Raw genomic sequence first — 14,760 nt, forward strand, 5'->3', positions numbered from 1 at the left:
CCTATATTTTTATATATTTTGATGGCCTACTCTTCTCAGAGTAGGTGTTGCTTTAAATAATTAGCAGTTGGAATATCGTTAGGCACAAAGGTTTTCAGATCTTGTTCAGAAGGGTTAGGCAAAGCGATTAATCGGCTGCATTGTAGGGCCAAACAGCGATCGAAAATGTTTCTCACAAAGCGACCATTGCCAAGGCTACCAATATTGTCTGAAAACTGATTTAACAGCACTTCTAAAGACTGCGAGGTACCATCTGCCAAGGCATAATCATGCTTTTCACAGATCACTTTAAAGATTTCCACAAGTTCAGAAGCGGAATAATCTTCAAAATGGATTTTTCTGCCAAAGCGAGACTTTAGGCCAGGGTTTGAGGCAATAAATCGAGCCATCTCATCTTGGTAGCCAGCCACAATGACTACCAAGTCTTCCCGATGATCTTCCATCATCTTCAAGAGGGTGTTGATCGCCTCTTGGCCGTACACATCACTTCGTCCCTCCGGTACTAGGGAATAGGCTTCATCAATAAACAGAATGCCCCCTAGGGCAGATTGCACTGCCTTGGTGGTTTTCGGTGCCGTTTGGCCCAGATACTCAGCCACTAGATCGGCCCGGTCCACTTCCACAAAATGCCCCTTAGATAAGACCCCAAACTGGCTATAGATCTCACCCAGAATTCTAGCGACGGTTGTTTTGCCAGTGCCAGGGTTGCCGGTAAAAACCAGATGCCTAGTCAGAGGAGGCCGCTGCATCCCCTTTTCTGCCCTCAATTTATACACCTGGGCAATGTTAGCCAATTCTTGAACTGTCGCTTTGACAGCATCAAGTCCAATCAGTGACGTCAAGTGATCAGAAATATTAATTATATCCGTAGGTTGAATGGATCCCTCATAACTATCAGTTATAAGTATGTCACCATAAATGGCCTTTGCAACTTCTTGAGCTAAACTACTATCTGCTTGTTTCGTGTAGGAACCCAAAAGCTTTCGAGCCACTTGAATAGCTTTATCTTTAGATGGTGACTCAGCGTAAATATAGCAATCTAGTATCGCGTTCTTATCTGGCTTTTTCAGAAAAGCTTTTGCTTGTTCAGGACTTTTCCAGGCAGCCCATAGCCAATTGCCATCACCCAGGGGACAAACACTGAAAATAGAATAAATAGTTGACATATATATTCCGCTCTTTGCTATTTTTTTAACCTAATTATAATATTTCCTACACAGTTCACTTTTCACACGTCCTTTAGGGATTATTCCGAAAAAGCAAGTATAACAATATCCCCTGATTGCAGTACTCGTTCCGTGATTAAGCAATAAATAGACTGGGTGAAACTTTGAAGCGATCAGATAAAATTTTTGCTTCTGCCTCATTAATGGCTCTTGTGCCATTCACAATCTCTGCCACGACACTGCTAGAACCAATCAAACCCACTAGATCAGCAGGCTTAGTATCGCTAGCTTCTAAAATATGGTTGAGAACATCTATTGGCGACGCCTCCGAAATGGGGTAGTATTCTGCCTCATAAGCTTCCACTAGCAGAACCAGTAGTTTGTACAGTGCTGTTTGTTCAGGCGTTCTATTTTGGTTGAAAGCCAACAACTCTACGATGGCTAAGGTTTGCTCATATTCTGCTTCAGTCTCAATAACTTTTGGAGTGACCTGTGAGAGCAAATCAGTATAGACAGATCGATCAAAAGTAAGGGTCATTTTTCCACTTATCCTTATCGTAATCAGCGTGGGTTAAGAAGTATTTATAGAAAATAGTTTGGTTGCTATAGTCAATTCCGACAATTAAGCGATATTTGTTTCCTTTAATGTTGAAGACAGTGAAATTACCAACAGCTTCAGCGTCTCGGTAGATTTTCCTAACATCTTCCAGATTTTCCCAGCGGGCCTTCTTAGCTACGCTATACCAGGCTTCGATCACTTGCTTTACGTCAGGATATTTAGCTACATCATTCCGCAGCTTACGAATCGAGATTAAGTGCATCAATATTGCCTAGAGGCATGCTCTTAACTATCATAGCCTTGCCAAGAGTTGGATTGAGTGCGTACCACAATATAAAACAAACCTCCTCGGTGGAGACCACCAAGGAGGTTTGAAGGATTTACCTAACTAGCAGAGCCTTAGCCAAAGCGGCTTGACGTCGAGGCTATCAGGAAGGCCGCGTAGGTGAGGATGTAACCCACAGTGAAGTGAGCTAGACCCACCAGGCGAGCCTGCACAATCGACAGGGCAACGGGCTTGTCCTTCCAGCGAACCAGGTTCGCCAGGGGAGTGCGCTCGTGGGCCCACACGATGGTTTCGATCAGCTCTTGCCAGTAACCCCGCCAGGAGATCAAGAACATGAAGCCGGTGGCCCAAACCAGGTGTCCGAATAGGAACATCCAGGCCCAGACGGCTAGGTTGTTCATGCCGTAGGGGTTGTAGCCGTTGATCAGCTGAGAGCTGTTGAGCCACAGGTAATCGCGCAGCCAGCCCATCAGGTAGTTGGAGTTTTCGTTGAACTGGGCAACGTTACCACTCCAAATGCTCAGATGCTTCCAGTGCCAGTAGAAGGTGACCCAACCAATGGTGTTGAGCATCCAGAACATCGCCAGGTAGAAGGAATCCCAGGCGGAGATGTCGCAGGTGCCGCCACGGCCGGGGCCGTCGCAGGGGAAGCTGTAGCCGAAGTCCTTCTTGTCGGGCATCAGCTTGGAGCCGCGAGCATCCAGAGCACCCTTGACCAGAATCAGGGTGGTGGTGTGCAGACCCAGAGCGATCGCATGGTGAACCAGGAAGTCGCCAGGGCCAATGGTCAGAAACAGCGAGTTAGCGTTGCTGTTGATCGCCTCAAACCAGCCGGGTAGCCACACAGCATTGGCGGTTTGGGTAACGCTATCGGGGTTCGACAGCAGGGTGTCGAAGCCGTAGAGCATTTTCCCAGAGGCGGCCTGTACCCATTGGGCAAAGACGGGCTCAACCAGGATTTGCTTTTCGGGGGTGCCAAAGGCAACCACCACATCGTTGTGCACGTACAGACCCAGGGTGTGGAAGCCCAGGAACAGAGACACCCAGCTCAGGTGAGAAATGATCGCTTCTTTGTGCTGAAGCACGCGATCGAGCACGTTGTTCTTATTGGCCGCCGGATCGTAGTCGCGGATCAAGAAGATGGCACCGTGGGCAAAGGCCCCCACCATGATGAAACCAGCGATGTACTGGTGGTGGGTATACAGGGCCGCCGTGGTGGTGTAATCCTTAGCCATAAAGGCGTAAGGGGGCAGCGCGTACATGTGCTGCGCTACCAGGGAGGTGACCACACCCAGGGAAGCCAGGGCCAGCGCTAGCTGGAAGTGCAGGGAGTTGTTCAGGGTGTCATAGAGACCCTTGTGACCTTCACCTAGACCGCCAGCGGGGGGCTTGTGAGCATTCAGGATTTCCTTAATGCTGTGGCCAATGCCGAAGTTGGTGCGGTACATGTGCCCAGCGACGATGAAGATCACCGCGATCGCCAGGTGGTGGTGAGCCATATCGGTCAACCACAGAGACTCGGTCTGGGGATGGAACCCACCCAGGAAGGTGAGAATCGCCGAACCAGCGCCCGTAGCCGTGCCAAACACATGGCTAGAGGTATCGGGGTTCTGGGCATACACACCCCAGTTACCGGTGAAGAAAGGCATCAAGCCTTCGGGGTGGGGCTTCATGGACAGGAAGTTATCCCAACCCACATGCACACCGCGAGACTCGGGGATAGCCACGTGTACCAGGTGACCGGTCCAAGCTAGAGAGCTAACGCCAAACAGACCAGCCAGGTGGTGGTTGAGGCGAGACTCAGCATTTTTGAACCAGGACAGACTGGGACGGAACTTAGGCTGAAGGTGCAGCCAGCCCGCGAACAGGAAGACCGCCGACAGAATCAGCAGAAAGACAGCACCAGTGTACAGGTCGTTGTTGGTGCGCATACCGATGGTGTACCACCAGTGATACACCCCGGAGAAAGCAACGTTAACCGGGCTTGAGGCACCGGCCTGGGAGAAGGCATCTACCGCAGGCTGGCCAAAGTGGGGATCCCAAATCGCGTGAGCGATGGGCTTAATGTTGAGCGGATCTTTAATCCACTGCTCGAAGTTACCTTGCCAGGCGACGTGGAACAGGTTGCCCGAGGTCCACAGAAAAATGATTGCCAGGTGGCCAAAGTGGGAGGCGAAAATCTTCTGGTAAAGATTTTCCTCCGTCATGCCGTCGTGGCTTTCAAAGTCGTGGGCAGTGGCAATCCCGTACCAGATCCGCCTTGTGGTCGGATCGGCAGCCAGGTCCTGGCTAAATTTTGGGAATTTAGTTGCCATGAATCAAAACGGATTTAGTACGACATTTGAGTCATGAATTCGGGTGGTAGGGGCGGTGTCGGGGCGCACTGCGGTGCGCTCCAACTCGCCCCCAGGAGATTCCATGACGGGAAACCTATCCCACCGCAATAATGCGGGCCAAGAAGAAGGCCCAGGTGGTGGCAATTCCTCCGAGGAGGTAATGGGCTACACCCACAGCCCGACCCTGAGTAATGCTGAGCGCACGGGGCTGGATGGCTGGGGCCACTTTCAGCTTGTTGTGAGCCCAGACAATGGACTCGATCAGTTCTTGCCAGTAGCCGCGACCACTAAACAGGAACATCAGGCTAAAGGCCCAAACAAAGTGAGCGCCCAAGAAGAGCAAGCCGTAGGCCGATAGAGCCGAACCATAAGACCCAATCACCTGGGAGGCCTGAGCCCACAGGAAGTCCCGTAGCCAGCCGTTGATGGTGATGGCGCTGTTGGCAAAGTTGCCAGCAGTAATGTGAGACACCGTGCCATCGGGGCTCACCGTACCCCAAATGTCGGACTGCATCTTCCAGCTGAAGTGGAAGATCACGATGGATAGGGAGTTGTACATCCAGAACAGGCCCAGGAACACATGGTCCCAACCGGAAACCTGACAGGTGCCGCCCCGACCAGGCCCGTCGCAGGGGAACCGGAAGCCCAGTTCGCCTTTGTCCGGGATCAGGCGGGAGCTACGAGCGTACAGCACCCCTTTGAGCAGAATCAGTGCGGTTACGTGAATGGTGAAGGCATGGATGTGGTGCACCATGAAGTCGGCGGTACCGAGGGTCATGGGCATCATCGCTACTTTGCCAGCCACAGCCACCACATCGCCACCGAACACGGGGCTAACCCCAGCTAGGGCGTTGGGGGCGGTGGAGCCAGCCGCTGCTGTATGTAGACCTTGTACCCACTGGGCAAAGATCGGCTGCAGTTGAATAGCGGAGTCAGAGAACATGTCCTGGGGACGGCCCAATGCCCGCATGGTGTCGTTATGGATGTACAGACCAAAGCTATGGAAGCCGAGGAAAATACACACCCAGTTGAGGTGGGAAATGATCGCATCCCGGGAGCGGATCATCCGATCCAGGGCGTTGTCCATATTCACCGCTGGATCGTAGTCACGCACCATGAAAATGGCGGCGTGAGCACCAGCCCCTACAATCAGGAAGCCGCCAATCCACATGTGGTGGGTAAACAGCGACAACTGAGTGGGATAGTCCGTCGCAATGTACGGATAGGGTGGCATGGCGTACATGTGGTGCGCCACGATGATGGTCAAGGAACCTAGGATGGCCAGGTTAACCGCCAGCTGAGCATGCCAGGAGGTGGTCAGGTTCTCGTACAGGCCATCGTGGCCTTTGCCACCGAACAGCAGTGGATCACCTTTATGACCTTCCAAAATTTCCTTCATGCTGTGGCCAATGCCCCAGTTGGTGCGGTACATGTGACCAGCAACAATAAATAGGACAGCCAGAGCCAGGTGGTGGTGAGCCGTATCCGACAGCCAGAGGCCACCGGTTACGGGATTCAAACCACCCTTGAAGGTGAGGAAGTCGGCGTAAACGCCCCAGTTAAGGGTAAAGAATGGCTTCAAACCCTCAGCGAAGCTGGGGTATAGATCTGCCATCAAGCTTTTATTCAGGATGAACTCGTGGGGCAGGGGAATATCCTGCGGAGCCACGCCAGCATCCAGCATTTTGTTAATGGGCAGAGAGACGTGGATTTGGTGACCCGCCCAGCTGAGGCAGCCTAAACCGAGCAAACCTGCCAGGTGGTGGTTCATCATCGATTCCACGTTCTGGAACCACTCCAGCTTGGGGGCAGCCTTGTGGTAATGGAACCAACCGGCAAACAGCATCAGGCCAGCCATGACTAGACCACCGATGGCGGTGCAGTAGAGCTGGTAGCTGTTGGTGAAGCCGGAAGCCCGCCACAGCTGGAACAGCCCAGAGGTAATTTGAATGCCCTGGAAACCACCGCCAACATCAGCATTCAGAATTTCCTGACCAAAGATTGGCCAGACCACCTGAGCACTGGGTTTAATTCCGGCGGGGTTGGTCATCCAGGCTTCATAGTTGGAAAACTTAGCGCCATGGAAGTACATGCCGCTGAGCCAGATAAAGATGACGGCTAAGTGACCGAAGTGCGCACTAAAGATCTTGCGCGAGATGTCTTCTAGATCACTGGTGTGACTATCGAAATCGTGAGCGTCAGCGTGGAGGTTCCAAATCCAAGTGGTGGTTTTGGGACCTTTAGCCAAAGTCCGATCAAAGTGTCCTGGCTTAGCCCACTTCTCAAAAGAAGTAGGAACCGGATCCTTATCTACGGTGACTTTGGCCTTCGCCTCCCGCTCGCGCGGGGTAGTTGTCATGGAGACTCTCCTCTCTCTAGACAAAGCAAAACAAGAATCAATCGTCTTTGGTCAGAACTATACCTTTGACTGTGGGAGTCTACAGGTACAACCGTTACTTAGACGGTGACTGCTCATGTGCATTATAGTCTCGTGGTTTGACCGTTTTTGACTTAGGTTAACAATAATTCAAGCTACGAAACCCCTTGATCCACGGGCTTTCTGGAATTACTCTGATCAGAAAATTGAACTCTGCCATGGCTTTCATTAACAAAACTCAATAAGAAACGGTGTTTTTTGCTGGCAAGGCCTGAATGGCCAAGAATTTAGTTAATAAATGTTAACTATTAAGTTGCTCCATTGAGATTTCCTAGACTTTGGACTGTTGCTAAGGCACGCATGCGGCCATGCTGAGCCTGGTTGGCCGATCGCGCCTATCAAGACGATCCGGGGTTACTGCCAAAGGGGATCCGTTAGTGGCCTGACACCTTGCACCTTGCACCTTGCACCTGGCCTCTGACATCTTAATCAGCGGTGATCAGAGTTCTACCAAGCCGAGCTAAAACGCCGGTACAGATCCCAGCGGTTGACTAACGTGACTAACGGCGGTGCCCTTCGATGGAGTAGGAGGAAACCTTGTAAGGGCGTTTCCTGGGGCTGGTGGGCAAAGCCCACCCTACGATCGGACGATCGGAGCACTGTTTCCTTAGGAGGGTTCTGCCCTAGGACGCCCCAAAACTCAGGGCTAATCAGCTTAAGGTGACTTCTAGGCAACTTTCTGCCGAGTGGTGAGCAATGCCCACCCTACGAAAATCACGATCGCTGACAACAAGCGGGATTGTCTTTCTCAGAAATCTCCTAAGAACCCTAGGACCTTGACATACTGCACTGATGCTCTAGCTCCAAAACTCGTCTAGATTAACGTCAGCGATTTCCTGCTGCACTTCTTGGAAGTAGTTGCTCTCGGTTAGCATGGCGACTTCTCGCTCTCGCTTGGCCTGGTCAATTTCAATTTGTAAGTCTTCGAGTTGCTTCCTGAGATCTGCCTCTTGTCGCTTGCGATCGCTGATGTCCTGCACAATTCCTTCGTAATAGAGCACCTTGCCGCTGTTATCTTTCACCACCCGAGCGTCGATCTCAGTCCAGACAATGCTGCCATCCTTGCAATAGCAGCGGTATTCAAAGTTTTTGACGGCGTCCTGCTGTTCTATCAAACACTTAAACTCAGCTCGCTTTTCTGGATCGACATATAGTTGATCGCCAATGTTAGTCACACTGGCGATCAGTTCGGCGGGGGAATCGTAGCCGTAAATGTTGGCCAGGGCGGGGTTGGCATTGATGAACGCTCCCTGGGGGGAGGATTGGAAGATCCCTTCCAGGGCATTTTCAAAGATGCTGCGGTAGTTCTCTTCGGCAATGCGTAGGGCTTCTTCGGCCCGCTTGCGTTTAGTGATATCCCGCACCATGATCAAGACCTCATCCTCCCCCAGCACCAGAATACGCACCTCTTCGTCCTGGGGTTGATCGCCCAGGCTAATCCGCTGTTCGTAGACCTGTAATTCCCCGGTGTCCAGGGCTTTTTGGATGTGGTGCATACGCAGGTCAGCCAGATCCGCAGGCAGGGATTCGTAGACCGTGTTGCCCGGGCTAAAGTTTTGCACCCCATGCACTCCCTGGAGGCGATCGCTGCCCACAATATCCAGATAGGTGCCATCCCGTTTGGCTCGAATCAATAGGTCAGGAATGGCGGTCACAATGGCCCGGTTGGTGGCTTCGCTGTGGCGGAGGGCCTCAAAGGATGCCTGTAATTGGCCTGCCATCCGATTAAACGATCCAGCCAGGGTATCGACTTCAAGAATGGGGCTGGGGTCTACCTGTTGATCGAGATCCCCCTGGGCCACCTGATTCGAGGTTTGAGCTACCCGCAGCAGCGGACGGGTCACCCAGCGGGAGGTGAGAACACCAATCCCAGTGACCCCCACTAGGGCCGCCAGGATGAGTCCCAGGGTTTGGCGCTGGCTGGCCTGGATTTGGGCCATAAAGTCAGACTCTGGGATGGTGAGCACCACCAGCCAATCGAGGTTGTTGTCTCGGAAAGGGACCACCTGCACATATTGCCGGGTGCCGTTGAACTGAACGTCCAGCTGTTGAACTGATTGAATGGCTTCCCAGTCGCCAAACTGGCTGGCCAGGGCTGTGGCCGTGGCCCGAATGGTGTCATCCTGACTGGCGGTGGCCAGAATCCGTTCGCTGCTGTCGCCCCTGTCATCTACGGTGGGCGCTGTGGTTGAGGTGGCAATCAATTGCCCCGATCGCTCCAGGATAAAGGCTGTACCCGTTTTGCCGATCTCCAGCTGGTTGAGGAAACTATTCACTTCCCGGGGCAAGAAAAAGTCGGCGGCACAAACTCCGATCAGAGCCTCATCCTGGCGATTAAAAACGGGGCGACTGGCGGTAATCGTGGGAAATCCGGAGGCAAAGGCAATGTACACCTCGCTCCACACATCTTCACCACTGCGCTCAGCTGCCCCATACCACGGGCGCTCCCGGGGATCGTAGGGAGTATCCAGGGTACCGATCTGTTCGGTGCGATCGCCCCACTGATCAAAGCTATAGTCTTGACGGATGAAGTTAGTTGAGGGGTTGCTAAAGTGCATCATCACCTCAGAGCCGTCGGCCCCAGCCGATCGACTGGCCCCAAAGAAGGCACCAGTTTCATCCCCACAGTAGACATAGCTGAGGGTGGGATAGATCTGCATTTGCTGCCAGAACTGATACTCCCCCCTGGGGTTACCGACATCAATATCCCCCTGGGCCATGGCACTGGCATTGAGCTGGTTGATGATCTTGGGTGCCTCGGTGTAATTGGCCAAGGTTTCGGTGATTCGATTGGTCAGTTCTGTGCGCAACTGGCTGGCCACATCGTTCACGGCCCGTTGGCCACTGCGATAGGCCAAAAACCCCACCAGCCCCACGGCGGCCATAATTTGCAAAATAAACGGTACCACCAGGGTGGTGCGCAGGGGAAACTTATAGGGCCGCTGACCGCCGGGTCTACCAGTCATTCAGGTCGTTGCCTCCAGCAATCCACTCGTTTATATCCCGTTCTGGTTTGGCAGCATTGAACACATGCAAGCCAAAATCCTTAGCTAAGTCTTCGCAGACTTTGATGCCTCGATAACTATTGCCCTTGGCATCCAGGGGTGGAGAAAACGTACCAATCCCCAACTGGCCAGGTACGACCGCCGTAATTCCGCCCCCCACCCCACTCTTGGCTGGCATGCCGACGCGATAGCACCATTCCCCAGAGGCATCGTACATGCCGCAGGTCAGCATGACGCTGATCACATCCTGGACATGGTGTTCGTCGATCGCCCGCTCTTGGGTGACTGGGTTGACCCCGCCGTTGGCCAGGGTGGCCGACAGCATGGCCAGGTCCCTGGCATTAACCATGATCGAACATTGTTGGAAGTAGAGATCCAGGGTTTCATCGATCCGATCGCTGATCATGCCAAAGTTGAGCATCAGATAGGCCATGGCCCGATTGCGAAAGCCGGTCGCTTTTTCAGATAAAAAGACGGGCACATTGATGTCATGCTCTCGGCCGGTGTAGCGCTGAAACATGGCCAGCACGCGCTTGAGGCGTTCGGTGGAGCTATGGCCTTTAATTAAGTCCGCTGTGGCGATCGCCCCGGCATTCACCATCGGGTTATAGGGCCGATTAGTCACCTCATCCAGCACAATGGCATTAAACGCCTCCCCGGTGGGTTCAACGCTGACCTTGCTATTCACATAGTCCCGACCATGGTCTTCCAGGGCCAAGCCAAACACAAATGCCTTGGAAATGGACTGAATGGTAAACAGTTGGTCGCAGTTTCCCACTTCAAACACCTGGCCCTCGGCGGTTACCACACAAATGCCAAACCACTCTGGTTTGGCCAGGGCCAACTCAGGGATATAGTCTGCTACCGCTCCATCATTGAGGCTCTGGTACTTGGCATGCAAATCATTGAGATAATTGCGAAAGGGGGAGGTGACCGCGGTGATTGAACTGGTGAGAGATTGCAAATCGCCTAAATCTGCCATGATGCTGCTCTTATAGAATTTGTTGTGCAACGTTGCGAAATTCTTGACTGACCGGATGCTCTGGGTATTTAACGCAAAACACCCCTTCGCTAGCCAGTTGCACAATGTCTTCTGACAGTGGAAACACCCCGGCCACGGTCTCCCCGTAGGTGGCCTCGACTTTTTGTTTTAAGGCCTCTAGGTTGAGTTTGCTGTGCGCTTTGTTAATGGTCAGTAGCATTTTGCGGACGTTCAGCTGGCGGGCTACATCCATGGTCACAGCGGTGCCCTGGTAATCTTGTTTGTCGGGGCGCAAGATTAACACCAGCACATGGGAAATGGCAATGGATAGAAACGTTTCCTTCGATAGCCCCGGATGCGTATCAATGAAGAGGTATTCCAGCTCCAACCCTTTCACCAGGGAGCGGAAGCCATCGTTCATCAGCTTGACGTCGTAGCCGTCCTTCAAAATTCGGGCAATGTCATCGGCTTTCACACTGGAGGGAACCAGAAAAAGCCGCCCAGACTCGTCTAAACCAATATTGGCACTGATATCGTACGCCGCATCCTGAATCGGACTTTCCCCCCAGAGATAGTTATTCAGGGTGATTCCCATCTGCTCGGGTTCGAGGCAAAACAAGTTGTGAATGCCTGGGGACGGCACATCGGTATCTATCACCCCAACCCGATGGCCTAAAGCAGCCACAGTGGCCGCTAAGTTGGCCGTAAAGTTCGACTTGCCTGTGCCCCCTCGGTAGGAGTGAATGGAAATCACCTTCGGCATGATGCTTTAACACCGCTGACAACATGAGCTAGCTTCTTGTACATCAACACAAAGTTATAAAGCAAGCATAAGCAAGCAGTCGAAAGGCTAGAACGCCGGTTCAGATCCCAGGGTTCTATCCCTGGATGCCCCAAAAATCGTGGCTAATCAGCCCAAGAACCCTGGGATCTTGACATACTGTACCGATGCTCTAGAGTATTGAATCGCTTGATAAAGAAGTCATCGAACTGTGACATAGGGCGGCGTTGGGCTAGAACGCCGTTACAGATCCCAGGGTTCTGCCCTCGGATACCCCAAAATCCCTGGCTAACCAGCCCAAGAACCCTGGGATCTTGGCATACTGTACCGGTGCTCTAGGCTATGGTTGCTGGCTGACAAAAAATCCCCATGTCATCTAGGGCATGGGGGAGATCTGATGAGTCGGCAGGTTTGAATCGGTTAGGTGCTTAGGAGTACGCCTTAATCAGGAGGTACTGCTTGAAGCGGTTATCCCAGCGTCGATTCCCGCTTGCGAGGACCTGAGGTTAGGACTTGATTGGCTGGGGAGTCCCTTATTAGCCAGTGAGTCCTTTGGCGGCTTGTTCAACCGATTGCTTCACTTGATCTATGGCGGAGGTGGTCTGGATTGAATGTCAACGATGTTTGACAGGCTTTGGGCAAGACATCGCGATCGCAACCGTGACTCTGCCCGGTTTGCTTGGGTCAGACTCAATCGTTCTATCAATTCAGCAGACCTAGCCAAATCAAGCTAAGGACATAGAACCAGGACATAGATTTTGGGACCCCCTCCGCCGCAGGCCCCTGCCCCCAGATAGCTACTAAGTACACACATCTTGGCCCTCTCCCCAAACCCCTCTCCCAGAAGGGCGAGGGGCTTTGAAAGCTCTACTCCCCTTTCTCCCATTTTGGGAGGAAGGGGCTGGGGGATGGAGGGAAAGCCCTGCCCACAAGGGTCTCACAGGACTTATGTGGACTTAGTAGCCCCAGATAGAGAGCATCCCGGTCGGTGCTTACTCATGTAAGTTATCTGGCCAGCGCTATCAGTTCCAGACTGGATTCAGCTACCAGTGCTGAGCCTGTCGAAGCCCTGATTCTTGTCTTGACGCTGGACTAAACCAAATCCAAATCTAGACCTGGAGTTCTGCCTGTGGGAAAACTCCAGATCCCAAGCTGGACTTGGTATGGGTCTACTTACCTGCTTTCACCAGAAACTTCTCAGGAATTTCGGTGTACTCACCAACGATCTGCCGAAACTCTTCCCCATCAATGGTTTCCCGTTCCAGAAGTAGGTCCACCAGGTGATCCATCAGGGGGCGATTGTCCCGCAGAATCTGGCGAGCTCGGCTCAGGCAGGTGAGGGCAATGGTGCGCACCTGGTCGTCAATTTTGCTGGCCATTTCTTCAGAGACCTCACTGCGGGGCATGAGGTTGCGCCCTAGGAAGACCTGATTATCCATACTTTCCAGGGCCACTGGCCCCAGGTCTGACATGCCGTAGAGGGTCACCATTTGCCGGGCCAGGTTGGTCACCTGCTGAATGTCACCGCTGGCTCCGGTGGAGGTTTCGTCGTCGCCAAAGACTTCGGCTTCGGCGGCAAAGCCCCCCAGGGCCACGGTAATTCGATCCACGATCCAGTTGCGGGTGTAAAGGCCGCTGTCGATGATGTCTTCGTTGGGCAGAGACTGGGTGAAGCCTTCGATGCCCCCCGATCGCGGAATAATGGTGACCTTGTTCAACTCATCGGAATGGGTGAGCAGGGTAGTTAACAGGGCGTGACCCACCTCGTGGTAAGCGGTCATGCGCTTGCGGCTGCTGTCTAGCAAGGGGGTGAGGCTGAGGCCAATGGTGATGCGATCGATCGCATCTTCAATTTCTGGCATGCCCATGGCCTCTTTGCGGCGCCGGGCGGTGAGAATGGCGGCTTCGTTCAGTAGATTAGCCAGCTCAGCCCCTGAAAAACCTGGGGTGCGACGGGCCACGGCTTCTAAGGACACATCGGGCTCAATTTTTTTGTTGCGGGCATGGACTTCTAAAATGGATAGTCGCCCTTTGTAGGTGGGTAGATCAACAATCACCTGGCGGTCAAACCGGCCTGGGCGCAGCAGGGCCAGATCCAGCACATCTACCCGGTTGGTGGCGGCGATCACAATGATGCCGCTATTGCCCTCAAACCCATCCATCTCGGTGAGCAGCTGGTTGAGGGTTTGCTCCCGCTCGTCGTTGCCGCCGCCAATGCCAGCCCCTCGCTGGCGGCCTACAGCGTCGATCTCATCAATAAAGACAATGCAGGGGGCGCTTTCTTTCGCCTTACGGAACAGGTCACGCACCCGAGAAGCCCCAACCCCTACAAACATTTCTACAAATTCTGACCCGGAAATGCTAAAGAAAGGAACGCTGGCCTCACCGGCGATCGCTTTGGCTAGCAGGGTCTTACCGGTCCCCGGCTGACCAATCAGCAGCACCCCTTTGGGAATCCGGGCCCCAATGGCTGTGAACTTCTCTGGACTCTTGAGGAATGAGACCACCTCTTGCAATTCTTCTTTGGCCTCTTCGATTCCGGCGACATCGTCAAAGACAACACCAGTCTTGGCCTCCATTTGAAAGCGGGCTTTCGACTTGCCAAAGCTCATGGCATTCCCGGCCCCAGAGGCCGATCGCCGCAGCAACATCAGCAGCCCAAACACCAAAATTAGCGCCAGCAACGAATTTGTCGCCAGCCAGGTGAGGGCGCCATTGCCAGCCGAATCACGAATCTCTACATCTACCTGGTTATTGCGTAGCCGCCGAATCAGTTCTGGATTACGCTCCCCAGCAAACAGCACCACCTGATGGGGGGCATCTTCCTCGCTATCCCCCTCTAGCCGGACATAGGCCACCCCCCGGTCTTCGTCTAAATCCACCTGCTCCACTTGGCCCTGGTCGATTTTTTCGAGGAACTGGCCGTAGGTGAGCTCCTCGGGGTCAGCATCGGCTAAGGCTGGGGGTAGGGGCATCAGGGTTTGTAATAAAACCCAGCCGATGGTCACCAAGCCAGTGGCGGTGGAGGAACGGCGCAGCTTACCAAGGGAAGGCATAGTCATAGGGGATCTGGATCTAAATGGAATCTAATGGAAAAACCAGAGTGTTCGAGCCCGGTATCTTCAAATACCTGATGGGCTGTCCTCTAGTCTAACCTTCTGGTTTTGAATTGACTGCTCTGCCTTTTTATTCCCCGCCCCTCAGTCCC

At 53.2% G+C, this 14,760-nt stretch carries 9 protein-coding genes; all 9 read right to left on the minus strand.

Annotated elements, in window-relative coordinates; all coding sequences use genetic code 11:
• Positions 1 to 35: 35 nt before the first annotated feature.
• A complete protein-coding gene (locus tag E1H13_RS11385) occupies positions 36 to 1,166 on the minus strand; it encodes an AAA family ATPase (RefSeq protein WP_169613536.1) in 1,131 nt (376 codons plus the stop codon).
• A 136-nt stretch (positions 1,167 to 1,302) separates the two neighbouring features.
• Positions 1,303 to 1,704 (minus strand): transcriptional regulator, encoded by a 402-nt coding sequence (locus E1H13_RS11390; protein ID WP_169613537.1) that lies wholly within the window; start codon positions 1,702 to 1,704, stop codon positions 1,303 to 1,305.
• A complete protein-coding gene (locus tag E1H13_RS11395; protein WP_169613538.1) occupies positions 1,688 to 1,987 on the minus strand; it encodes a type II toxin-antitoxin system HigB family toxin in 300 nt (99 codons plus the stop codon). Before E1H13_RS11395 ends, E1H13_RS11390 begins: the two co-directional genes overlap by 17 nt.
• 137 nt (positions 1,988 to 2,124) lie before the next feature.
• Positions 2,125 to 4,326: a photosystem I core protein PsaB gene (psaB, locus tag E1H13_RS11400; RefSeq protein WP_169613539.1), complete on the minus strand. Its 2,202-nt coding sequence runs from the start codon at positions 4,324 to 4,326 to the stop codon at positions 2,125 to 2,127.
• A 115-nt stretch (positions 4,327 to 4,441) separates the two neighbouring features.
• Positions 4,442 to 6,706, minus strand: a complete 2,265-nt coding sequence (psaA, locus tag E1H13_RS11405; RefSeq protein WP_169613540.1) for a photosystem I core protein PsaA — start codon at positions 6,704 to 6,706, stop codon at positions 4,442 to 4,444.
• A gap of 875 nt (positions 6,707 to 7,581) precedes the next feature.
• A complete protein-coding gene (locus E1H13_RS11410) occupies positions 7,582 to 9,750 on the minus strand; it encodes a PAS domain S-box protein (RefSeq protein ID WP_206070358.1) in 2,169 nt (722 codons plus the stop codon).
• The gene (glsA, locus tag E1H13_RS11415; RefSeq protein ID WP_169613541.1) at positions 9,740 to 10,771 is read right to left on the minus strand and encodes a glutaminase A; all 1,032 of its coding nucleotides are present in this window, start codon (positions 10,769 to 10,771) and stop codon (positions 9,740 to 9,742) included. Before glsA ends, E1H13_RS11410 begins: the two co-directional genes overlap by 11 nt.
• Before the next feature lie 10 nt (positions 10,772 to 10,781).
• A complete protein-coding gene (locus E1H13_RS11420; protein WP_169613542.1) occupies positions 10,782 to 11,534 on the minus strand; it encodes a MinD/ParA family protein in 753 nt (250 codons plus the stop codon).
• 1,187 nt (positions 11,535 to 12,721) lie between these two features.
• Positions 12,722 to 14,608 carry an ATP-dependent zinc metalloprotease FtsH gene (gene ftsH / locus E1H13_RS11425; RefSeq protein ID WP_169613565.1) on the minus strand — a complete coding sequence of 629 codons (1,887 nt, stop codon included), beginning with the start codon at positions 14,606 to 14,608 and terminating at the stop codon, positions 12,722 to 12,724.
• Positions 14,609 to 14,760 lie beyond the last annotated feature (152 nt).

Source organism: Nodosilinea sp. P-1105 (assembly GCF_012911975.1).
Taxonomy (GTDB): Bacteria; Cyanobacteriota; Cyanobacteriia; order Phormidesmidales; family Phormidesmidaceae; genus Nodosilinea.